The sequence below is a fragment of the Cupriavidus phytorum genome, assembly GCF_003254285.1.
GTDB lineage: Bacteria > Pseudomonadota > Gammaproteobacteria > Burkholderiales > Burkholderiaceae > Cupriavidus > Cupriavidus phytorum.
Map to the genome: position 1 here is coordinate 559,480 of NZ_QKZN01000001.1, position 21,273 is coordinate 580,752.

The 21,273-nt window shown below is 67.3% G+C and carries 18 protein-coding genes; 15 read left to right on the top strand and 3 right to left on the bottom strand.

Translation table 11 applies throughout. The features are described from left to right. Positions 1–48: 48 nt before the first annotated feature. Positions 49–1,002, bottom strand: a complete 954-nt coding sequence (locus C7416_RS02415; RefSeq protein WP_111516947.1) for a LysR family transcriptional regulator — start codon at positions 1,000–1,002, stop codon at positions 49–51. Positions 1,003–1,170: 168 nt separating this feature from the next. Here C7416_RS02415 and C7416_RS02420 point away from each other — a divergent pair, with 168 nt between their 5' ends. The 15 genes from C7416_RS02420 to C7416_RS02490 all read left to right on the top strand — a co-directional run bounded on the left by C7416_RS02420 (position 1,171) and on the right by C7416_RS02490 (position 19,470). After that, positions 1,171–2,631, top strand: a complete 1,461-nt coding sequence (locus C7416_RS02420) for a form I ribulose bisphosphate carboxylase large subunit (protein ID WP_111516948.1) — start codon at positions 1,171–1,173, stop codon at positions 2,629–2,631. A 48-nt stretch (positions 2,632–2,679) separates the two neighbouring features. Then, entirely contained in the window at positions 2,680–3,099 is a 420-nt protein-coding gene (locus tag C7416_RS02425; protein WP_111516949.1) for a ribulose bisphosphate carboxylase small subunit, read from the top strand. A 160-nt stretch (positions 3,100–3,259) separates the two neighbouring features. Continuing rightward, entirely contained in the window at positions 3,260–4,207 is a 948-nt protein-coding gene (gene cbbX, locus C7416_RS02430) for a CbbX protein (protein ID WP_181461129.1), read from the top strand. 3 nt (positions 4,208–4,210) lie between these two features. Continuing rightward, entirely contained in the window at positions 4,211–4,975 is a 765-nt protein-coding gene (locus tag C7416_RS02435; protein WP_111516950.1) for an HAD family hydrolase, read from the top strand. 1 nt (position 4,976) lies between these two features. Then, positions 4,977–5,678: a ribulose-phosphate 3-epimerase gene (gene rpe / locus C7416_RS02440; RefSeq protein ID WP_111516951.1), complete on the top strand. Its 702-nt coding sequence runs from the start codon at positions 4,977–4,979 to the stop codon at positions 5,676–5,678. Positions 5,679–5,730: 52 nt separating this feature from the next. After that, positions 5,731–6,825, top strand: coding sequence for a class 1 fructose-bisphosphatase (locus tag C7416_RS02445; RefSeq protein WP_111516952.1), 1,095 nt, complete (start codon positions 5,731–5,733; stop codon positions 6,823–6,825). Between the two features lie 10 nt (positions 6,826–6,835). Beyond that, positions 6,836–7,714, top strand: a complete 879-nt coding sequence (locus C7416_RS02450) for a phosphoribulokinase (protein WP_111516953.1) — start codon at positions 6,836–6,838, stop codon at positions 7,712–7,714. Between the two features lie 9 nt (positions 7,715–7,723). Then, positions 7,724–9,736 (top strand): transketolase, encoded by a 2,013-nt coding sequence (gene tkt, locus C7416_RS02455; RefSeq protein WP_111516954.1) that lies wholly within the window; start codon positions 7,724–7,726, stop codon positions 9,734–9,736. Beyond that, a complete protein-coding gene (gene gph / locus C7416_RS02460) occupies positions 9,736–10,449 on the top strand; it encodes a phosphoglycolate phosphatase (RefSeq protein WP_111516955.1) in 714 nt (237 codons plus the stop codon). The genes tkt and gph overlap by 1 nt, the downstream gene beginning before the upstream one ends. Before the next feature lie 59 nt (positions 10,450–10,508). Further along, positions 10,509–11,519, top strand: coding sequence for a type I glyceraldehyde-3-phosphate dehydrogenase (gene gap, locus C7416_RS02465; protein ID WP_111516956.1), 1,011 nt, complete (start codon positions 10,509–10,511; stop codon positions 11,517–11,519). 9 nt (positions 11,520–11,528) lie between these two features. Beyond that, on the top strand, positions 11,529–12,767 hold the full coding sequence (locus C7416_RS02470) for a phosphoglycerate kinase (RefSeq protein ID WP_111516957.1): 1,239 nt from the start codon (positions 11,529–11,531) through the stop codon (positions 12,765–12,767). Between the two features lie 38 nt (positions 12,768–12,805). After that, complete coding sequence (fba, locus tag C7416_RS02475; protein ID WP_025584705.1) at positions 12,806–13,843, top strand: class II fructose-bisphosphate aldolase; 1,038 nt, start codon at positions 12,806–12,808, stop codon at positions 13,841–13,843. A gap of 227 nt (positions 13,844–14,070) precedes the next feature. Further along, on the top strand, positions 14,071–16,344 hold the full coding sequence (locus tag C7416_RS02480) for an FdhF/YdeP family oxidoreductase (protein WP_111516958.1): 2,274 nt from the start codon (positions 14,071–14,073) through the stop codon (positions 16,342–16,344). Positions 16,345–16,458: 114 nt separating this feature from the next. Continuing rightward, positions 16,459–19,230, top strand: a complete 2,772-nt coding sequence (locus tag C7416_RS02485; RefSeq protein WP_111516959.1) for an ATP-dependent Clp protease ATP-binding subunit — start codon at positions 16,459–16,461, stop codon at positions 19,228–19,230. Positions 19,231–19,272: 42 nt separating this feature from the next. Then, a complete protein-coding gene (locus C7416_RS02490; protein ID WP_111517471.1) occupies positions 19,273–19,470 on the top strand; it encodes a hypothetical protein in 198 nt (65 codons plus the stop codon). An 88-nt stretch (positions 19,471–19,558) separates the two neighbouring features. On the opposite strand, the gene C7416_RS02495 is transcribed toward C7416_RS02490, so the two are convergent. Together C7416_RS02495 and C7416_RS02500 are read right to left on the bottom strand one after the other, a co-directional pair. Further along, positions 19,559–20,209 (bottom strand): DUF1345 domain-containing protein, encoded by a 651-nt coding sequence (locus C7416_RS02495; RefSeq protein ID WP_111516960.1) that lies wholly within the window; start codon positions 20,207–20,209, stop codon positions 19,559–19,561. Positions 20,210–20,240: 31 nt separating this feature from the next. Further along, positions 20,241–21,218, bottom strand: a complete 978-nt coding sequence (locus C7416_RS02500; protein WP_111517472.1) for a Dyp-type peroxidase — start codon at positions 21,216–21,218, stop codon at positions 20,241–20,243. Between the last annotated feature and the right edge of the window lie 55 nt (positions 21,219–21,273).

Genomic DNA, 21,273 nt, shown 5'->3' on the forward strand with positions numbered 1-21,273 from the left:
CAAGCCTGCGATCGGCCGGATCGCGATGTCCGACCCCGTCGAATACCCTCACCGCCCCCCGCGCCTCCTCGCCAACAACCCACTAAACTCCTTCCCCAAAAACTCCGCCGCATGCTCCAGCAGATAAGCCCGGCAACTCTCACCCGCCGGCGATAACCGCTTGCTGGCCATATGCGCGACATGCCAGATGCGTTCGATCGGCGTGCCGGTCACGTCCAGCAGCGCGATCTCGCCGGTGCGCAGCTCCAGCGCCATGGTGTGCAGCGACAGCAGGCTGATGCCCATGCCGGCCATCACCGCCTGCTTGATGGTCTCGTTGCTGCCGAGGGTGATCACCTTGGCCGGCGTGAACAGGTGGTCGCGGAACATGTACTCGGCGACGGTACGGGTGCCTGAGCCGGGTTCTCGCAGCAGGAAGGTTTCGTGCCTCAGCTCCTGCAAATCGAACTGCGCGGCGTCGTGCAGCGGGTGCCGCGGCGACGCCACCAGTACGTGCGGATGCGCGGCGATGGGTTCCGACACGGCGTCCAGCTCGCGCGGCGGGCGGCCCATCAGGGCGAGGTCGATGGCGTTGTCCTGCAGCAGCTGCAGCAGGGTTTCGCGATTGCCTTCGGCGATGCGTAGTTCCACGCCCGGGTGCAGCGCGGTAAAGCCGGCCAGCAGCTTGGGCGCGAAGTACTTGGCGGTGCTGATCAGGCCGATCGTGATCGAGCCACGGTCGACGTCCTTGACGGCCTGCAGCCCTTCCTCGGCATCCTTGACCTCGCCCAGGATGCGCAGCGCATGGTGCAGCAGGCGGTCGCCGGGTTCGGTCAGCGTCAGTTGCCGGCCGACGCGTTCGAACAGCGACAGCCCCACGACGGATTCCAGTTGCTTGACCTGCATCGATACCGCGGGCTGGGTCAGGTGCAGCTCTTCGGCCGCGCGCACAAAGCTGGCGTGCCTGGCCACGGTGACGAAGATCTGCAACTGGCGAAGGGTGAGGGCGCGCAGGAAGGACATGGGCAGTGGGGGCGGCTTTTCGTCGGTCCCGTGAGGTGCGCTCTGGTGCGCACTTAAGGGATTGCTTATGCGGTGACTAAGAATATCTGAATTTACCTTATAGAGGTGCGCTTATATCTTTGCATCAACGCAGCAGCCACGAACGCTCAACCACGCAAGGAGACAAGCATGAACGCACCCGAACCGGTCCAGGCCAAGCCGCGCAAGCGCTATGACGCCGGCGTCATGAAGTACAAGGAAATGGGGTACTGGGACGCGGACTACGAGCCCAAGGACACCGACCTGCTGGCGCTGTTCCGCATCACGCCCCAGGACGGCGTGGACCCGGTCGAGGCGGCCGCGGCGGTGGCCGGTGAATCGTCGACCGCCACCTGGACCGTGGTGTGGACCGACCGGCTGACCGCGTGCGACATGTACCGCGCCAAGGCCTACCGGGTCGATCCGGTGCCGAACAACCCGGAGCAGTTCTTCTGCTACGTGGCCTATGACCTGTCGCTGTTCGAGGAAGGCTCGATCGCCAACCTGACCGCATCGATCATCGGCAACGTGTTCAGCTTCAAGCCGATCAAGGCGGCGCGGCTGGAAGACATGCGCTTCCCGGTGGCCTATGTGAAGACCTTCGCCGGCCCGTCGACCGGCATCATCGTCGAGCGCGAGCGCCTGGACAAGTTCGGCCGCCCGCTGCTGGGCGCCACCACCAAGCCCAAGCTGGGGCTGTCAGGCCGCAACTATGGCCGCGTGGTGTATGAGGGCCTGAAGGGCGGCCTGGACTTCATGAAGGACGACGAGAACATCAACTCGCAGCCCTTCATGCACTGGCGCGACCGCTTCCTGTTCGTGATGGACGCGGTCAACAAGGCCTCGGCCGCCACCGGCGAGGTCAAGGGCAGCTACCTCAACGTGACCGCCGGCACCATGGAAGAGATGTACCGGCGCGCGGAGTTCGCCAAGTCGCTAGGCTCGGTCATCATCATGGTCGACCTGATCGTGGGCTGGACCTGCATCCAGTCGATGAGCAACTGGTGCCGCCAGAACGACATGATCCTGCACCTGCACCGCGCGGGCCACGGCACCTACACGCGCCAGAAGAACCACGGCGTGTCGTTCCGCGTGATCGCCAAGTGGCTGCGCCTGGCCGGCGTGGACCACATGCACACCGGCACCGCGGTGGGCAAGCTGGAAGGCGATCCGCTGACCGTGCAGGGCTACTACAACGTCTGCCGCGATGCCTACACCCATACCGACCTGACCCGCGGGCTGTTCTTCGACCAGGACTGGGCCTCGCTGCGCAAGGTGATGCCGGTGGCCTCGGGCGGCATCCACGCCGGCCAGATGCACCAGCTGATCAGCCTGTTTGGCGACGACGTGGTGCTGCAGTTCGGCGGCGGCACCATCGGCCACCCGCAGGGGATCCAGGCGGGCGCCACCGCCAACCGCGTCGCGCTGGAAGCGATGGTGCTGGCGCGCAACGAGGGACGCGACATCCTCAACGAAGGGCCGGAGATCCTGCGCGATGCCGCGCGCTGGTGCGGGCCGCTGCGCGCCGCGCTCGATACCTGGGGCGACATCACCTTCAACTACACGCCGACCGATACCTCGGACTTCGTGCCCACCGCCTCGGTGGCCTGACCCTGGCTGCAAGCCACCACCGCGAACACCACAGAACGAGAGGACATCATGCGTATCACACAAGGCACCTTTTCCTTCCTGCCCGAACTGACCGACGAGCAGATCATGAAGCAGCTCGAATACTGCCTGAACAAGGGCTGGGCGGTCGGCATCGAGTACACCGACGACCCGCACCCGCGCAATACCTACTGGGAGATGTTCGGGCTGCCGATGTTCGACCTGCGCGATGCCGCCGGCATCCTGCTGGAGATCAACAACGCGCGCAGCACCTTCCCCAACCACTACATCCGCGTCACGGCCTTCGACTCGACGCATACGGTGGAATCGGTGGTGATGTCGTTCATCGTCAATCGTCCCGCCGACGAACCGGGCTTCCGCCTGGTGCGGCAGGAAGAGCCGGGTCGCACGCTGCGCTACTCGATCGAGAGCTACGCGGTGCAGGCGCGGCCCGAGGGCAGCCGCTACTGAGCGGCACCGGCTGAGCCGCGCAGCGCCGCCACGGCGCTGCCGCCAGCGATTTCCTGACGCTGCGTTCCCGCGGCCGCGCGGCTTGATCGCCGCGTGCCGGGGGGACGCTGCGCCTCGAAATCTGCGAACCGATTGATCGATTGACTCTCAGGGAGCCGTCATGTCCGCACCCGAAACCACTGCGCCGCTGCAGTCGACTGGTGTTTTGCCCTCAGCGGCGCCCGCAGCCGTGCCGGGATCTCTCGCCGAATCGCTGGCCAGCTCGGGCATCACCGAACTGCTGGCGCAGCTCGACCGCGAGCTGATCGGGCTGAAGCCGGTGAAGGCGCGCATCCGGGATATCGCCGCCTTGCTGCTGGTGGACAAGCTGCGCGCCGCGCGCGGCTTCAGCGCGGGCGCGCCCAGCCTGCACATGTGCTTCACCGGCAATCCCGGTACCGGCAAGACCACCGTGGCCATGCGCATGGCGCAGATCCTGCACCAGCTGGGCTACGTGCGGCGCGGCCACCTGGTGGCGGTGACCCGCGACGACCTGGTCGGCCAGTACATCGGCCATACCGCTCCCAAGACCAAGGAGATCCTGAAGAAGGCCATGGGCGGGGTGCTGTTCATCGACGAGGCCTACTACCTCTACCGCCCGGAGAACGAGCGCGACTACGGCCAGGAGGCGATCGAGATCCTGCTGCAGGTGATGGAGAACCACCGCGAAGACCTGGTGGTGATCCTGGCCGGCTACAAGGACCGCATGGACCGCTTCTTCGAGTCCAACCCGGGCATGTCGTCGCGCGTTGCCCACCATATCGATTTCCCCGACTACCAGCTCGACGAGCTGCGCCGCATCGCCGAGCTGATGCTGGACGAGATGCAGTACCAGTTCGACGACGACAGCCGGGCCGTGTTTGCCGACTACCTGGCCCGGCGCATGGCGCAACCGCATTTCGCCAATGCGCGCAGCGTGCGCAATGCGCTCGACCGCGCGCGTCTGCGCCATGCCTCGCGCCTGCTGGACCAGCCCGGCACGGCGGTGGACGACCGTGCCCTGACCACCATCACGGCCGGCGACCTGCTCGCCAGCCGCGTGTTTTCGCAGCCTCAGGCCGCGGAGTAAGCCATGAAAGCCCTGATCTTCGATGTCGACGGCACGCTTGCCGATACCGAGAGCGCGCACCTGCGGGCCTTCAATGCCGCCTTTGCCGAAGTCGGCCTGGACTGGTGCTGGGACGAAGCCCTCTACACGCGCCTGCTCAGGGTGGCCGGCGGCAAGGAGCGGCTGCTGCATTACTGGCGCATGGTCGACCCGGAAGAGGCGCGCGGCTGCAAGGTCGGGGAAACGATCGACGCGGTGCATGCCGTCAAGACCCGCCACTACGCCGAACTGGTCGGCAGCGGCCAGCTGCCGCTGCGCCCCGGCATTGCGCGGCTGATCGACGAGGCCGGCCGCGCCGGCGTGCCCATCGCCATTGCCACCACCACCACGCCGGCCAACCTGGACGTGCTGCTGCGCACGCCGCTGGGTGCGGAATGGCGCGCGCGCTTCGCCGCCATCTGCGATGCCGGCACGACCGCGGTCAAGAAACCCGCGCCGGATGTCTACCTGGCCGTGCTGGAGCGGCTTGGCGTGGAAGCGGCGGAGTGCCTGGCGCTCGAGGATTCGGAAAACGGCCTGCGTGCCGCGCAGGCGGCCGGCATTGCCACCCTGGTCACGCCCAGCGCTTACACCGCGCACGAGCGCTTCGACGGCGCGCTGCTGGTGTTGCCGCACCTGGGCGATCCGGGGCAGCCGCTGCCGCAGCAACTGCCGGGCGCAGCGCAGCGCTGGGTCGACCTGGGCGCACTGCGCAACTGGCATCGCGGCACCCTGTTCGAGGCAGCTTGACATGCATAGCAACGACCAACGGGCCGTGCGCCTGGCGCCGTCCATCCTGTCGGCCGACTTTGCGCGGCTGGGCGAAGAGGTGTGCACGGTCGAGGCCGGCGGCGCGGACCTGATCCACTTCGACGTGATGGACAACCACTACGTGCCCAACCTGACCATCGGGCCGATGGTGTGCGAGGCGATCCGGCCGCTCGTCTCGGTTCCCATCGACGTGCACCTGATGGTGGAGCCGGTGGACGCACTGATCCCGCTGTTCGCCCGCGCCGGCGCAGGGATCATCAGTTTCCATCCGGAAGCGAGCCGCCATGTGGACCGCACCATCGGCCTGATTCGCGATCACGGCTGCAAGGCCGGGCTGGTGCTCAACCCGGCCACGCCGCTGGGTTGGCTCGACCACACGCTGGCGCAGCTCGACCTGGTGCTGCTGATGAGCGTGAACCCGGGCTTCGGCGGCCAGGCCTTCATTCCCGGCGTGCTCGACAAGGTGCGCCAGGTGCGCGCACGCATAGACCGGCAGCAGGCGGCCGGCGGGCGTGAGGTCTGGCTGGAGGTCGATGGCGGCGTCAAGGCCGACAACATCGGCGCGATTGCGCGCGCGGGCGCCGACACCTTCGTTGCGGGCAGCGCCGTGTTCGGCGCGCCGGATGTCGATGGCGGCTACGCGGGCATCCTGCGGCGCCTGCGCGAGGCCGCCGCCACGTAGCGGGCAAGCGGCACCCCACAAGAACACATAGCCAATCCAGAGGAGACCTGTCATGCCTGAAGTGCAAAGGATGACCCTGACGCAGTTCCTGATCGAGCAGCGCCGCCGCTACCCGGACGCCAGCGGCGGCTTCAACGGCCTGATCCTCAATGTCGCCATGGCGTGCAAGGAGATCGCGCGCGCCGTGGCCTTCGGCGCGCTGGGCGGCCTGCACGGCAGGGCCGGCGGCCCCGACTCAGCCGGCGCGGCCATCAACGTGCAGGGCGAGGTGCAGCAGAAGCTGGACGTGCTCAGCAATGACACCTTCCTGCGCGTCAACGAGTGGGGCGGCTACCTGGCCGGCATGGCGTCGGAAGAAATGGAGGCGCCGTACCAGATCCCCGCGCAATACCCGCGCGGCAAGTACCTGCTGGTATTCGATCCGCTCGATGGCTCCTCCAACATCGACGTCAATGTCTCGGTGGGAAGCATCTTCTCGGTGCTGCGCGCGCCGGAGGGCACCGCCGACGTCACCGAGCAGTCCTTCCTGCAGCCCGGCACCGCCCAGGTCGCGGCGGGCTATGCGCTCTACGGACCCACCACGATGCTGGTGCTGACGGTCGGCAACGGAGTCAATGGCTTCACGCTGGATCCGAACCTGGGGGAGTTCTTCCTCACGCATCCGAACCTGACCGTGCCCGCCGATACCCGGGAATTCGCCATCAACGCCTCGAACAGCCGCTTCTGGGAAGCACCCATCAAACAATACGTGTCGGAGTGCCTGGCCGGCCAGACCGGGCCGCGGGGCAAGGATTTCAACATGCGCTGGATCGCGTCGATGGTGGCCGAGGCGCACCGCATCCTGATGCGCGGCGGCGTCTTCATGTACCCGCGCGACACGAGGGATCCGGACAGGCCCGGGCGATTGCGCCTGCTCTATGAAGCCAATCCGATCGCGTTCCTGATGGAGCAGGCCGGCGGGCGCGCCAGCACTGGGCGCCAGGCGCTGATGTCGGTGGCGCCGGGCGCGCTGCACCAGAGGATCGGCGTGATCTTCGGCTCGCGCCATGAGGTGGAGCGGATCGAGCGCTACCACAACGAGCAGACCGACCCCGAGCTTCCCAATCCCCTGTTCAACGAGCGCAGCCTGTTCCGCGCGTCCGCCTGAGGCCCCTGCCATGTCAGAACGTTATCCCATCATCGCCATCACTGGCTCTTCCGGCGCAGGCACCACCTCGGTGACCCGTACCTTCGAAAACATCTTCCGGCGCGAGGGCGTGAAGTCGGTGGTGATCGAAGGCGACAGCTTCCACCGCTACGACCGCGCCGAGATGAAGATCAAGATGGCCGAGGCCGAGCGCACCGGCAACATGAACTTCAGCCACTTCGGCGAAGAGAACAACCTGTTCAGCGAGCTGGAAGGCCTGTTCCGCTCCTATTCGGAAACCGGCACCGGCATGCACCGGCACTATCTGCACAGCCCCGAGGAGGCGGCGCCGTTCGGGCAGGAGCCAGGCACCTTCACGCCGTGGGAGCCGCTGCCGGAAGACACTGACCTGCTGTTCTACGAGGGCTTGCATGGCGGCGTGGTCACCGACGAGGTCAATGTCGCGCGGTATCCCAACCTGCTGATCGGCGTGGTGCCGGTGATCAACCTGGAGTGGATCCAGAAACTGTGGCGCGACAAGAAGCAGCGCGGCTATTCGACCGAGGCCGTGACCGACACCATCCTGCGTCGCATGCCGGACTACGTGAACTACATCTGCCCGCAGTTCTCGCGCACCCATGTGAACTTCCAGCGGGTGCCGTGCGTGGACACCTCCAACCCGTTCATCTCGCGCGAGATTCCCGCGCCCGACGAAAGCATGGTGGTGATCCGCTTTGCCAACCCCAAGGGGATCGACTTCCAGTACCTGCTGAGCATGATCCACGACTCCTTCATGTCGCGCGCCAACACCATCGTCGTGCCCGGCGGCAAGATGGAACTGGCGATGCAGCTGATCTTCACGCCCTTCGTGCTGCGCATGATGGAGCGCCGCAAGCGCGCGACCCAGTAAGGAGCCGAGATGAACGCACCCGAACGCATCGACTCCGCGGCGCGCTGCGCCAACGCACTGCGCTTCCTCGCCGCCGACGCGGTGGAGCAGGCCAGGTCCGGCCACCCCGGCGCACCGATGGGCATGGCCGAGATGGCCGAAGTGCTGTGGCGGCGCCACCTGCGCCACAACCCGGCCAACCCGGCCTGGCCCGACCGCGACCGCTTCGTGCTGTCCAACGGTCATGCCTCCATGCTGCTATATGCGCTGCTGCACCTGAGCGGCTATGACGTGCCGATGGCGCAGCTGCGCCAGTTCCGCCAGCTGCACGCGATCACGCCGGGCCATCCGGAAGTGGGCGTGACGCCCGGCATCGAGACCACCACCGGGCCGCTGGGGCAGGGGCTGGCCAATGCCGTCGGCATGGCATTGGCGGAAAAGCTGCTGGCCGCCACCTTCAACCAGCCCGGCTTCGACATCGTCGATCACCACACCTATGTGTTCCTCGGCGATGGCTGCCTGATGGAAGGGCTCAGCCACGAGGCCGCTTCGCTGGCGGGAACGCTCAAGCTGGGCAAGCTGATCTGCCTGTACGACGACAATGGCATTTCCATCGATGGCGACGTGGCCGGGTGGTTTGCCGACGATACGCCGCAGCGCTTTGCCGCCTACGGCTGGCATGTGATCGCCGGAGTCGACGGACACGACGCGCACGCCATCGACGCCGCGCTGCATGCGGCCAAGGCCGAGCGCGACCGGCCCACGCTGATCTGCTGCCGCACCGTGATCGGCCAGGGCGCACCGGCCAAGGCCGGCGGCCACGACGTGCATGGCGCGCCGCTGGGCCCTGCCGAAATCGATGCGATGCGCGCGGCGCTGGGCTGGGAAGCGCCACCGTTTACGGTGCCGGCCGATGTGGCCGACGCCTGGGATGCGCGCGCGCAAGGCGCCGCGCGCGAGGCGGAATGGGAGGCGCGCTTTACCGGCTATTGCGCCGCGTATCCGGAACTGGCCGATGCCTTTGTGCGGCGCGTCCACGGCCGCCTGCCCGAGGGCTTCGATGCGCAGCTGCTGGCGCTGCTGGATGCGCCCTCGCCGCTGCAAGACAAGATCGCCACGCGCAAGGCCTCGCAGCTGTGCCTGGAGGCGCTGACCCCCGCCTTGCCCGAGTTGCTGGGCGGCTCGGCCGACCTGACCGGCTCCAACCTGACCAACGTCAAGGCCTCGGTCTGGGTCAACCATGCCGGCCACGGCAACTACGTCAGCTACGGCGTGCGCGAGTTCGGCATGGCCGCGGTGATGAACGGCATTGCGCTGCATGGGGGGCTGATTCCCTACGGCGGCACCTTCATGACTTTTTCGGACTACTCGCGCAACGCCATCCGCATGGCCGCGCTGATGCGCCTGCGCGTGGTCCACGTGCTGACCCATGACTCCATCGGCCTGGGCGAGGACGGCCCCACGCACCAGCCGGTGGAGCACGCCGCCAGCCTGCGGCTGATCCCCAACAACCGGGTCTGGCGTCCCTGCGACGGCACCGAAACCGCTTGCGCATGGCTGGCCGCGCTGCGGCGCGACGATGGCCCGACCTGCCTGGTGCTGTCGCGCCAGGCGCTGACGCCGTTCGCGCGCGATGCGGCGCAGCGCGACGCGATCGCGCGCGGCGGCTACGTATTGCGTGCTGTGCCGGCACCACGCGTGGTGCTGGTCGCCACCGGCTCCGAGGTGGAAATCGCCATGCGCGCGGCCGCGCAGCTGGCCGATGCCGGCATCGCCGCGGGCGTGGTGTCGATGCCCTGCGTCGAGCTGTTCTACGCACAGGACGCGGCGTACCGCGACACGGTGCTGCCGCCGGGCGTGCCGCGGGTCAGCGTCGAGGCCGGCAGCACCTGGTTCTGGCGCGGCGTGGTGGGCGAGCGGGGCAGGGCGCTGGGCCTCGACACCTTCGGCGAGTCGGCACCCGCCGAGTCGCTGTACCAGCACTTCGGCCTGACCCCGGATCATGTCGCGGCGGCCGCGCTGGCCGTGCTGGAGGACGCGTGATGACTACCCATGCCATCCATTCCATCAATGCCATGCCCTGCGCCGCGGTGCTGATCGACCTCGATGGCACGCTGGTCGACAGCGCGCCGGACATCGTCGGCGCCGCCAGCCGGATGCTGGTGGATCTCGGCAGCACGCCGCTGCCGTTCGATACCGTCGCGGGCTTTATCGGGCGCGGCGTGCCCAACCTGGTGCGGCGCGTGCTGGAGACCGCGCAACTCGACACGCGCGTCGACGCCGCCGATGCCGTGGCGCTGTTCCACCGCCACTATGCCGACACCAACGGCCGCCTCGGGACCGTGTTCCCGGGCGTTCAAGCGGGCCTGGATGCGCTCAGGCGCGAGGGCTACCGCCTTGCCTGCGTCACTAACAAGCCGCGCGCGCTGGCGGTGCCGCTGCTGGCCATGACCGGCCTGGCCGCCTATCTGGAAGTGCTGGTCGCCGGCGATTCGATTGCGCAGATGAAGCCCGATCCGGAACCGCTGCGCCATGCCTGCCGCCTGCTCGACGTCGATCCCGCACTGGGCGTGCTGGTGGGCGATTCCGAGGTGGACGTGCAGGCGGCACGTGCGGCCGGCATGCCGGTGTGCCTGGTGCGCTATGGCTACGCCGGGCCCTGCGGGCCGGCCGCTCTGGGGCCCGATGCGCTGATCGATTCGCTGGAGGCATTGCCGGCGCTGCTGACGCCGGTACGGCTGGCGCCGGCCGCCTGAACTTCTGTCCGTCCGCGGGCAATGCTGGCAAGGATTCAAGACAACGACATGGAGACAGCATGACTATCAAAGTTGCCATCAATGGCTATGGGCGCATCGGGCGCAATGTGCTGCGCGCCCACTATGAAGGCGGCAAGCGGCACGATATCGAGATCGTTGCCATCAACGACCTCGGCAACGCCGCCACCAACGCCCACCTGACCCAGTACGACACCGTCCACGGCCGCTTTCCCGGCGAAGTCGCGGTCGACGGCGATGCATTCCGCGTCAACGGCGACCGCATCCGCGTGCTGGCCCAGCGCAATCCCGCCGAACTGCCGTGGGGCGAGCTGGGCGTCGATGTGGTGATGGAATGCACCGGCCTCTTCACCACCAAGGACAAGGCCTCGGCACACCTGACGGGCGGCGCGAAGAAGGTGATCATCTCCGCGCCCGGCGGCAAGGACGTCGACGCCACCATCGTCTACGGCGTGAACCACCACGTGCTGAAGGCGACCGACACGGTCATTTCCAACGCCTCGTGCACCACCAATTGCCTGGCGCCGCTGGTCAAGCCGCTGCATGAAAAGCTGGGCGTGGTGAACGGCCTGATGACCACGGTGCATGCCTATACCAACGACCAGGTGCTGACCGATGTCTACCACGAAGACCTGCGCCGCGCGCGCTCGGCCACCATGTCGATGATCCCCACCAAGACCGGCGCCGCCGCCGCGGTGGGGCTGGTATTGCCGGAACTGGACGGGCGGCTGGACGGCTTTGCGGTGCGCGTGCCGACCATCAATGTGTCGCTGGTCGACCTGACCTTCGACGCCGCGCGGCCCACCACCGTCGAGGAAGTGAACGGCATCCTGAAGGCCGCGGCGCAAGGGGAGCTCAACGGCATCCTTGACTACAACGCGGCGCCGCTGGTCTCGGTCGATTTCAACCATAACCCGGCTTCGTCCACCTTCGACGCCACCCTGACCAAGGTCAACGGCACGCTGGTCAAGGTCTCGGCCTGGTACGACAACGAATGGGGCTTCTCCAACCGCATGCTGGATACCGCGGTGGCGCTGGCCAGTGCCCGCTAGCAGGAGGCCATGATGAGCGAATCCCATGCTGCGCACACGCTACCGCAATCCCCGGCGCCGCACACGCTGGCCGCGCTGCTCGCCCATGGCGGGCTGGCCGGCAAGCGCGTCTTCATCCGCGCCGACCTCAACGTCCCGCAGGACGCCGCCGGACAGATCACCGACGACACCCGCATCCGCGCTTCCGTGCCCGCGATCGCGGCCTGCCTGCAGGCGGGCGCCGCGGTGATGGTCACCTCGCACCTGGGCCGGCCCGAGGAAGGGCAGCCCGACCCGCGCCACAGCCTGGCGCCGGTGGGGCGCCGCCTGTCGGAACTGCTGCGCCGCCAGGTACCGCTGCTGTCCGGCTGGATCGAGGGCGGCTTCCAGGTGCCGCCCGGCCAGGTGGTGCTGCTGGAAAATTGCCGCATGAACCAGGGCGAGAAGAAGAACAGCGACGAACTGGCGCAGAAGATGGCGCGCCTGTGCGATGTCTACGTCAACGATGCCTTCGGCACCGCGCATCGTGCCGAAGCCACCACCCACGGCATCGCAAAATACGCGCCGATCGCCTGCGCCGGCCCGCTGCTGGCCGCCGAGATCGACGCGCTGGGCAAGGCCCTGGGCCAGCCCGCGCGCCCGCTGGTCGCGATCGTGGCCGGCTCCAAGGTTTCGACCAAGCTGACCATCCTGAAGTCGCTGGCCGACAAGGTCGACCACCTGGTCGTCGGCGGCGGCATCGCCAACACCTTCATGCTGGCCGCCGGCCTGAAGATCGGCAAGTCGCTGGCCGAAGCCGACCTGGTCGGCGACGCCAAGGCCATCATCGACATCATGGCCAGCCGCGGCGCCTCGGTGCCCATCCCCGTCGACGTGGTCTGCGCCAAGGAATTCAGCGCCACCGCCGCGGCCACCGTCAAGGACGTCAAGGACGTGGCCGATGACGACATGATCCTCGACATCGGTCCGAAGACCGCCGCGATGCTGGCCGAGCAACTGAAGGCCGCCGGCACCATCGTCTGGAACGGCCCGGTAGGCGTGTTCGAGTTCGACCAGTTCGGCAACGGCACCAGGGTGCTGGCGCAGGCCATCGCCGAATCGAAGGGGTTCTCGATCGCCGGCGGCGGCGACACGCTGGCCGCCATCGCCAGGTACGGCATTGCCGACCGCGTGGGCTATATCTCCACCGGCGGCGGCGCGTTCCTGGAATTCCTGGAAGGCAAGACGCTGCCCGCACTGGCCGTGCTGGCACAGCGCGCGGCCGCCTGATCGCTCACCCCATCCGCATCAAGCTTAGGAGACTCATCATGGCACTCATATCCCTGCGCCAGCTGCTCGACCACGCGGGAGAGTTCGGCTACGGCGTGCCGGCCTTCAACGTCAACAACCTGGAACAGATCCACGCCATCATGGAAGCGGCGGAGGAAACCGACAGCCCCGTGATCCTGCAGGCCTCGGCCGGTGCCCGCAAATATGCGGGCGAGGCCTACCTGCGCCATATGGTGCTGGCCGCCGCCGAGACCCATCCCGACATTCCCATCGTGCTGCACCAGGACCACGGCTCCAGCCCCGCGGTGTGCCAGGCGTCGATCCGCTCGGGCTTCACCAGCGTGATGATGGACGGCTCGCTGCGCGAGGACATGAAGACGCCCTCCGACTACGACTACAACGTCGACGTCACGCGGCGCGTGTGCGAGATGGCGCATGCGGTCGGCGTCTCGGTGGAGGGCGAGCTGGGCTGCCTCGGTTCGCTCGAAACCGGCCAGGCGGGCGAGGAAGACGGCGTGGGCGCGGCGGGCACGCTGTCGCACGACATGATGCTGACCGACCCGGCGCAGGCGCGCGACTTCGTCGCCCGCACCGGCGTGGACGCGCTCGCCATCGCCATCGGCACCAGCCACGGCGCCTACAAGTTCTCGCGCCAGCCCACCGGGGATATCCTGGCGATCGACCGCATCCGCGCGATCCACGAGCAGATTCCCGACACCCACCTGGTGATGCACGGCTCGAGCTCGGTGCCGCAGGAATGGCTGGAAATCATCCGCCAGTACGGCGGCGACATCAAGGAGACCTACGGCGTGCCGGTCGAGGAAATCCTGCGCGGCATCCGGAACGGCGTGCGCAAGGTGAACATCGACACCGACATTCGCCTGGCCATGACCGGCGCCATCCGCAAGTCGCTGGCCGAAGACCGCAGCGAGTTCGATCCGCGCAAGGCGTTGCTGGCGGCGAAGAAGGGCGCACGGGGCGTGGTCAAGTTGCGCTTCGAGGCGTTCGGCTGCGCCGGGCAGGCGGGGCGGATCAAGCCGGTGGCGATGGAGAAGATGGCGGGGCTGTATCGCTGAACGGCGCGCGCAGTACCACCACCCCACGCATACGCTCCCCTCTCCCGCTCGCGGGAGAGGGGTGGGGGTGAGGGCCGGAGCATCAACGAAGTCAAGCCTGCCGGTATGCCAGCGCCTGCCCTCACCCCCGGCAAGCGGGAGAGGGGAGCACACCAGCAGCAAGCGGTAACAGTAACGCGCGTCATCCACTGCAACGCCGCCCCTTCGGCGCGGCACAAGGAGCAATCATGGCCAAGCTACGCGATGTACCCGGTATCCGCAAATACGACGGCCCCGCCGGAGGCTGGGGCGCGCTCAAGGCAACTGCCACGGCGATCCGCACGCAGATGGATACCGTCAAGGCCCCGATCACGCTGATGCGGACCAACCAGCCCGATGGCTTCGATTGCCCCGGTTGCGCGTGGCCCGACAAGGAGCACAAGTCCACCTTCCAGTTCTGCGAGAACGGCGCCAAGGCCGTGACCTGGGAAGCCACGACCAAGCGCGTGCCGCCTGAGTTCTTTGAGGCCAACACGGTATCGGCGCTGCTGAACCGGACCGACTACGAGCTCGAGGACTTCGGCCGCCTGACCCATCCGATGGTCTATGACCGCGCCACCGATACGTTCCGCGCGGTGGAATGGGAAACCGCATTCGCCCGCATCGGCGAAATCCTGCGCGGGCTGGCGCCGGACCAGGTCGAGTTCTATACCTCGGGACGTGCGTCCAACGAGGCCGCCTACCTGTACCAGCTGTTTGCGCGCGAGTACGGCAGCAACAACTTCCCCGATTGCTCCAATATGTGCCACGAGCCGACCAGCGTCGGCCTGCCGCGCTCGATCGGCATCGGCAAGGGCACCGTGTCGCTGGACGATTTCGACCGCTGCGAGCTGATCCTCTCGATCGGCCACAACCCGGGCACCAACCATCCGCGCATGATGGGAACGCTGCACGAGGTGTCGCGGCGCAACGTGCCGATCCTGGTGTTCAACCCGCTGCGCGAACGCGCGCTCGAGCGCTTCGCCGACCCGCAGAACATGCTGGAGATGGCGACCTATGGCTCCACCCGGATCGCGTCGTCATACTTCCTGGTGCGGGCCGGCGGCGATGCCGCCGCCATCAAGGGGGTCATGAAAGCACTGCTGGAGCTGGAAGCCACCCACGGCAACGTGCTGGACCACGACTTCATTGCCGGCCACACCGAGGGCTTTGCCGCGCTGGCGGAGGACTTGGCGGCGACCGAATGGGCGGATGTCGAAAAGGCCAGCGGCCTGGCGCGTGCCGACCTGGAACGGGTCGCGGCGGCCTATGCGAAGTCGAACGCCACCATCGTCACCTACGGCATGGGCGTGACGCAGCACAACGAAGGCACGGCCAATGTCCGCCTGCTGTGCGACCTGCTGATGCTGCGCGGCAACTTCGGCAAGCCGGGCGCCGGCATCTGTCCGTTGCGCGGCCACTCCAACGTGCAGGGCAACCGGACCGTCGGCATCACCGAGAAGCCCTCGGCGGATTTCCTGCAGCGGCTCGCGGACACGTTCGGCTTCCGTCCGCCGGCGGCACACGGGCACGATGCCGTCAGGGCCATGCAGGCGATGATCGACGGCAGCGCCAGGGCGCTGTTTTGCCTGGGAGGAAACTTCGCGGTCGCGCTGCCCGACCCGGACCAGTGCTTCCCGGCAATGGGCAAGCTCGACCTGAGCGTCCACGTCGGCACCAAGCTCAATCGCACCCACCTGCTGGTGGCGCGGGAGACATATCTGCTGCCCTGCCTCGGCCGCACGGAACTCGATGTGCAGGAAACCGGGCCGCAATCGGTCACGGTGGAGGATTCGATGTCGATGGTGCATGCCTCGGCCGGCAGGCTGGCGCCGGCGTCCGCGTGGCTGCGCTCGGAGCCCGCCATCGTTGCGGGGATTGCCACCGCCACCCTGCCGCACAGCAAGGTGCCGTGGCTGGCGCTGGTGGCCGACTATGACCGGATCCGCGACCTGATCGAGCGGACCGTGCCGGGCTTCGAGGACTTCAACGCGCGCGTGCGCGTGCCTGGCGGATTCCGCATGCCGTTGCCGCCGACCGAACGCAGATGGGAAACACCGTCGGGCAAGGCGGAGTTCTACGTGTTCAAGGGACTGCAGGAAGACAAACAGGTCCATGCCGACGATGTGCTGCGGCTGGTGACGATCCGCAGCCATGACCAGTACAACACCACCATCTACGCCATGGATGACCGCTACCGGGGCGTGTTCGGGCGCCGCGATGTGCTGTTCATGAACGCGGCCGACCTGGCGGCGCGCGGCCTGGAACATGGCGACCTGGTCGATATCGAGACCATTGCGGCGGGCCGGCAGCTGCGTTTCGACAAACTGACCGCGATCGAATACGAGATTGCGCCGGGCTCGGTCGCCGCCTACTATCCGGAGGCCAACAAGCTGGTGCCGCTCGACTACATCGACGAGGACAGCGGCACGCCATCCTACAAGTCCGTGCCGGTGCGCGCGCTGCGCTCGGCGGTGACGTAATGGCGCGCCACGCCTTTTTTCCTTGATTCCACGCGCCGCGGCAAGCCGCACCGGCGGCGTGACGCGGCGTTTCGTTGACGCAGAACGCGACCTTTCTGTGGAGGAAAGCCCATCATGCCGACCCTATGTGAAATCTGCAATGCGCGCCCGGCCGTGGCGCGCGTCACGGTGGTTCAGGATGGCCAGCGCAAGTCCATGTCCATTTGCGATTACGACTACCGGCAGCTGCTGCGCCACCAGGACATGCTCAACCCGTTCGATTCGCTGCTGGGCGGGGGCGGCTTGTCACGCTTCTTCGGCGGCCTCGGCAATGGCACGGACGACGAGGCGCACGGCGGATTCGCGGCCGAAGTGCCACGCGAATCCGTCGACGTGACCGACGCCTTCAGCGAACAGACGCTGGAGTTGCTGCAGCGCGCGGCGGAAAAGGCCCATGAGCTGCGGCGCAATGAACTGGACACCGAGCACCTGCTCTATGTGCTGTCCGATACCGATGTCTGCGTTGCGCTGCTCAAGGAACTCAAGCTCTCGCCGCAGGACCTGCGCGGCTATATCGACGCGCATGCGCAAACCGGCAGCGCCGCGCCGGACGTCGCGGTCGACCGGATGACGATCTCGCCGCGCCTGAAGAAGGCGTTCCAGTATGCGTTTCAGGCGTCGCGCGAGCTGGGGCATTCCTACGTTGGCCCGGAGCACCTGCTGATCGGGCTGGCCTCGGTGCCCGACAGTATCGCCGGGACGCTGCTGAAGAAGTACGGCGTCACGCCCGAGGCGCTGCGCCAGAAGGTGGTGAAGGTGGTAGGCAAGGGGGCGGAAGACGGCCGCGTCGACACGCCGACGGGCACGCCCACGCTCGACAAGTTCGGACGCGACCTGACCGCGATCGCGCGGCAGGGCAAGCTCGATCCGGTGCTGGGCCGGGCGCAGGAGATCGAGAACACGATCGAGGTGCTGGCGCGGCGCAAAAAGAATAACCCGGTGCTGATCGGCGAGCCCGGCGTGGGCAAGACCGCCATCGTCGAAGGGCTGGCGCAGCGCATCGTCAACGGCGACGTGCCGGAAGTGCTGCGCGGCAAGCGCCTGGTCGAGATAAACCTCAATGCCATGGTGGCGGGGGCGAAGTACCGGGGCGAGTTCGAGGAGCGAGCCAAGCAATTGATCGATGAAGTCACCGCCCGGAACGATGAACTGATCCTGTTTATCGACGAGCTGCACACCATCGTCGGTGCCGGACAGGGCGGCGGCGAGGGCGGCCTGGACATTGCCAACGTGCTCAAGCCCGCGCTGGCGCGCGGCGAACTGAGCCTGATCGGCGCGACCACGCTGAACGAGTACCAGAAGTACATCGAGAAGGACGCGGCGCTGGAACGGCGCTTCCAGCCGGTGCTGGTGCCGGAGCCCACCGTGGAGCAGACCATCGTCATCCTGCGCGGCCTGCGCGACAAGCTCGAAGCCCACCACCAGGTCACCTTTGCCGACGACGCCTTTGTCGCCGCGGCGGAGATGTCGGACCGCTACATCACGTCGCGCTTCCTGCCGGACAAGGCCATCGACCTGATCGACCAGGCCGCGGCGCGCGTGCGGATCGGCTCGACCTCGCGGCCGGCCGAGATCCAGGAACTGGAGGCGGAGATAGCGCAACTCAAGCGCGAGCAGGACTATGCCGCGTCGCGCAAGCGCTTTGACGAGGCCAAGGGCTTCGAGGACCGTATCACCGGCAAGCAACAGCGGCTCGATGAGTTGACCGAGGCCTGGCAGCGCAAGACCGGCTCCGAAACGCTGGAAGTCACGGTCGCGGCCATTGCCGAGGTGGTGTCGCGCCTGACCGGCATTCCGGTGACCGACCTCACGCAGGAGGAACGCCAGAAGCTGTTGAAGATGGAGGAGCGGCTGCGCGAGCGCGTCGTGGGGCAGGACGACGCCGTGGTCGCGGTCAGCGATGCGGTGCGCCTGTCGCGCGCGGGGCTGGGGCAGGCCAGCCGGCCGATCGCGACCTTCCTCTTCCTCGGGCCGACTGGCGTGGGCAAGACCGAGCTGGCCAAGGCGCTCGCGGAAACCGTGTTCGGCGACGAGCAGGCGATCATCCGCATCGACATGTCCGAGTACATGGAGCGCCATGCGGTGGCGCGGCTGATCGGCGCGCCGCCGGGCTACGTCGGCTACGACGAGGGCGGGCAGCTCACCGAGCGGGTCCGGCGCAAGCCCTACAGCGTGATCCTGCTGGACGAGATCGAGAAGGCCCACCCCGACGTGTACAACGTGCTGCTGCAGGTCTTCGACGACGGCCGCCTGACCGACGGCAAGGGCCGCGTGGTGGATTTCAGCAACACCGTCATCATCGCCACCAGCAACCTGGGCGCGCCGATCATCATGGAGAACCTCGAGCAGCCCGAGGCCTCGCGCATGGATGACAAGGCCTTGCGCGCAGCGCTGATGAAGGTGCTGAAGGGACATTTCCGGCCGGAGTTCCTCAATCGCATCGACGACATCATCGTGTTCCATGCGCTCTCGCGCGAGAACATCCGTGCCATCGTGCAGATCCAGCTCGAGCGCGTGGCGCGCACCGCCGCCGCGCAAGGCATCACGGTCAGCTTCGATACTGCGCTGGTCGAGCATCTGGTGGAGGTGGGCTACCAACCCGAGTTCGGCGCGCGCGAGCTGCGGCGGCAGATTCGCCAGCAGGTCGAGACCACGCTGGCCCGGGAGATCCTGGGCGACAAGCTGGCATCCGGCGATACGGTCGAGGTCGGCTACGACCAGAGCAGCGACGCGGCGACCTTCAGGAAGCTCGAAGCGGCCCGCAAGCCCAGGGGCGCCAAGGCAAGCGCCAGGGCTGCGGCGCCCAGGAAGGGAGATGGCGCCATTGCCGCCGGGGACGCCGCGTAAGCGCGGCAGCAATGGTGCAGGAAACTCATGCAGGAGGTACCCATGCAGGACTTCGACTTTTACATCAATCTGCGGAAACCCACGCTGGGACTCTACGTGCGCAAGGGCGCGGGGCTTCCTGACCTGGCCGATGCCAGTCAGTGGCAGCTCGAAGGGACGGTCACCGAGACCGAGCTGCCGCCCGGGGCCCTGAAAGAGCTGGAGGCCAACGGTCACGCCTTCCAGGAGCTGGGCGGGTAATCACGCCATGGGCGGCCGCGATCGCGCTGGATGGACCGGGGCCGCCGCGGCAATTTTCCTGGCAAACCGGGCGTGCCGCCGTCTTCCTTTACAAGCCGCCCAGTGCGTTCACCGTGAAGGCCAGGATCCCCATGTTGAAGAGAAATGCGGCCACGCAATGGCCAAGCACAACCTTGCGCATATGCGCACCGGTGATGGTGACGTCGGACGTCTGGAACGTCATGCCCAGCGTGAGGCTGAAGTACAGGAAGTCCCAATAATCGGGCTCGCGCACGCCCGGCACCTCGAGGCCACCCTGATCGCCGTTGGCGGATTGCAGGTAGAACAGATGCGCATAGTGCAACGTGAACACGGTGTTGGCGAACAGCCAGGCCAGCACGAGCGTGGTCACAATCAGCACCACGTCGATCCAATGTGGCGTCTCGGGACGGGCGATCAGCGTGCCGATCGCGAACAGGATCACCAGCGACAGCAGCACCGAGATCGTCAACAGCGCCGCGCGGTTGGCATCGTTGCGTTCCGCCGTGCGCCGCATCGCCGCGGGATCGGCGCGAAACAGCGGCAGCGCGGCGCCCAGGAATACCAGGGCGGCGAGGTCAAAGCCAATCAGCAGCGCGATGCGCGGCTCGGCGCCAAGCGCCCACGCAGCGGCGGCCGCGACAAGCAACAGGGCGCCGCACAGCAGAAAGCGGGGCGGGGCGATGCGCGCGCCAATGCCGGTCTGCGCGGGGCCGCTCATGGGGCGAAGCACGGATGGCGATGCCGCATGCTCAGGATGCTGAACGTGGACCAACGGCGGCGGGCGCGCCGCGGTCCGCCAACGCTTCCAGCAATTCGGCCGATGGAACAAAGAACAGGCCGCCGGTGACGGCCCGGCTGAAGTCGAGCAGCCGGTCATAGTTGCCAGGAGGCCGGCCGACGAACATGTTCTCTAGCATCTGCTCGATCGGTGCCGGCGAGCGGGCGTAGGCGATGAAGTAGGTGCCGAACTCGCCGGCGCCGGGCCGGCCGAACACCATGTTGTTGCGCAGGATCTTCACTTCCTGCCCGTTTTCATCGAGCGTGGTCAGTGCACTGTGCGAATTGGATGGTTTGACGCTGGCGTCCAGTTCAATGTCCGACAGCTTCTTGCGCCCGATGATCAGCTCCTGGGTCTCGACCGGCAGCGCGTTCCATCCGGCCATGTCGTGCAAGTACTTCTGCACCATGACGTAGCTGCCCCCCGCGAACTCCGCATCTTCGTCGCCGATCACCGTGAAGTCGACGGCTTCGCGGCCGGTCGGGTTCTCGGTGCCATCGACAAAGCCGATCATCGCGCGCATGTCGAAGTTGCGAAAGCCATGCACCTCGTCGACCACGCGCACCGCGTCGCCCAGCTTGCCGAGCAGCTGCGTGGCCAGTTCGAAGCAAAGATCCATCGCTTCGGCGCGGATGTGCAGCAGCAGATCGCCCGGCGTTGCCGGGGCCATGCGCTCGCCAGTGCCGAACTCGCGGAAGCGGCGCAGCGCAGCGGGTCGGGGCGTGCCGAAGAGCCGGTCCCATGCGTCCGAGCCGAAGCCGCAGACACAGGACAGGTTGCCGTCCGGCACGCGATGGCCGACTGCGCGCACCACTGCGGCGACGTCGGCACACCATGCTCGCACGGTTTCGGCGTGGTCGCTGCCATCGGCAATCGTTGCGACGAGGAATATCGCGCTGCGGGTGACGGAATCTGAAACGGCCTGGGGTTCGGGGAGACTGGTGGGCATCGGCATCTGTGGTGGTTCGGTCCAATCCGTCTGTGCGCAAACGGGGCAGAATTCC

Excerpts from the sequence above, each read along its gene's own strand:
- C7416_RS02415 (WP_111516947.1), bottom strand. The coding sequence starts at position 1,002 with ATGTCCTTCCTGCGCGCCCTCACCCTTCGCCAGTTGCAGATCTTCGTC.
- C7416_RS02420 (WP_111516948.1), top strand. The coding sequence starts at position 1,171 with ATGAACGCACCCGAACCGGTCCAGGCCAAGCCGCGCAAGCGCTATGAC.
- C7416_RS02425 (WP_111516949.1), top strand. The coding sequence starts at position 2,680 with ATGCGTATCACACAAGGCACCTTTTCCTTCCTGCCCGAACTGACCGAC.
- cbbX (WP_181461129.1), top strand. The coding sequence starts at position 3,260 with ATGTCCGCACCCGAAACCACTGCGCCGCTGCAGTCGACTGGTGTTTTG.
- C7416_RS02435 (WP_111516950.1), top strand. The coding sequence starts at position 4,211 with ATGAAAGCCCTGATCTTCGATGTCGACGGCACGCTTGCCGATACCGAG.
- rpe (WP_111516951.1), top strand. The coding sequence starts at position 4,977 with ATGCATAGCAACGACCAACGGGCCGTGCGCCTGGCGCCGTCCATCCTG.
- C7416_RS02445 (WP_111516952.1), top strand. The coding sequence starts at position 5,731 with ATGCCTGAAGTGCAAAGGATGACCCTGACGCAGTTCCTGATCGAGCAG.
- C7416_RS02450 (WP_111516953.1), top strand. The coding sequence starts at position 6,836 with ATGTCAGAACGTTATCCCATCATCGCCATCACTGGCTCTTCCGGCGCA.
- tkt (WP_111516954.1), top strand. The coding sequence starts at position 7,724 with ATGAACGCACCCGAACGCATCGACTCCGCGGCGCGCTGCGCCAACGCA.
- gph (WP_111516955.1), top strand. The coding sequence starts at position 9,736 with ATGACTACCCATGCCATCCATTCCATCAATGCCATGCCCTGCGCCGCG.
- gap (WP_111516956.1), top strand. The coding sequence starts at position 10,509 with ATGACTATCAAAGTTGCCATCAATGGCTATGGGCGCATCGGGCGCAAT.
- C7416_RS02470 (WP_111516957.1), top strand. The coding sequence starts at position 11,529 with ATGATGAGCGAATCCCATGCTGCGCACACGCTACCGCAATCCCCGGCG.
- fba (WP_025584705.1), top strand. The coding sequence starts at position 12,806 with ATGGCACTCATATCCCTGCGCCAGCTGCTCGACCACGCGGGAGAGTTC.
- C7416_RS02480 (WP_111516958.1), top strand. The coding sequence starts at position 14,071 with ATGGCCAAGCTACGCGATGTACCCGGTATCCGCAAATACGACGGCCCC.
- C7416_RS02485 (WP_111516959.1), top strand. The coding sequence starts at position 16,459 with ATGCCGACCCTATGTGAAATCTGCAATGCGCGCCCGGCCGTGGCGCGC.
- C7416_RS02490 (WP_111517471.1), top strand. The coding sequence starts at position 19,273 with ATGCAGGACTTCGACTTTTACATCAATCTGCGGAAACCCACGCTGGGA.
- C7416_RS02495 (WP_111516960.1), bottom strand. The coding sequence starts at position 20,209 with ATGAGCGGCCCCGCGCAGACCGGCATTGGCGCGCGCATCGCCCCGCCC.
- C7416_RS02500 (WP_111517472.1), bottom strand. The coding sequence starts at position 21,218 with ATGCCCACCAGTCTCCCCGAACCCCAGGCCGTTTCAGATTCCGTCACC.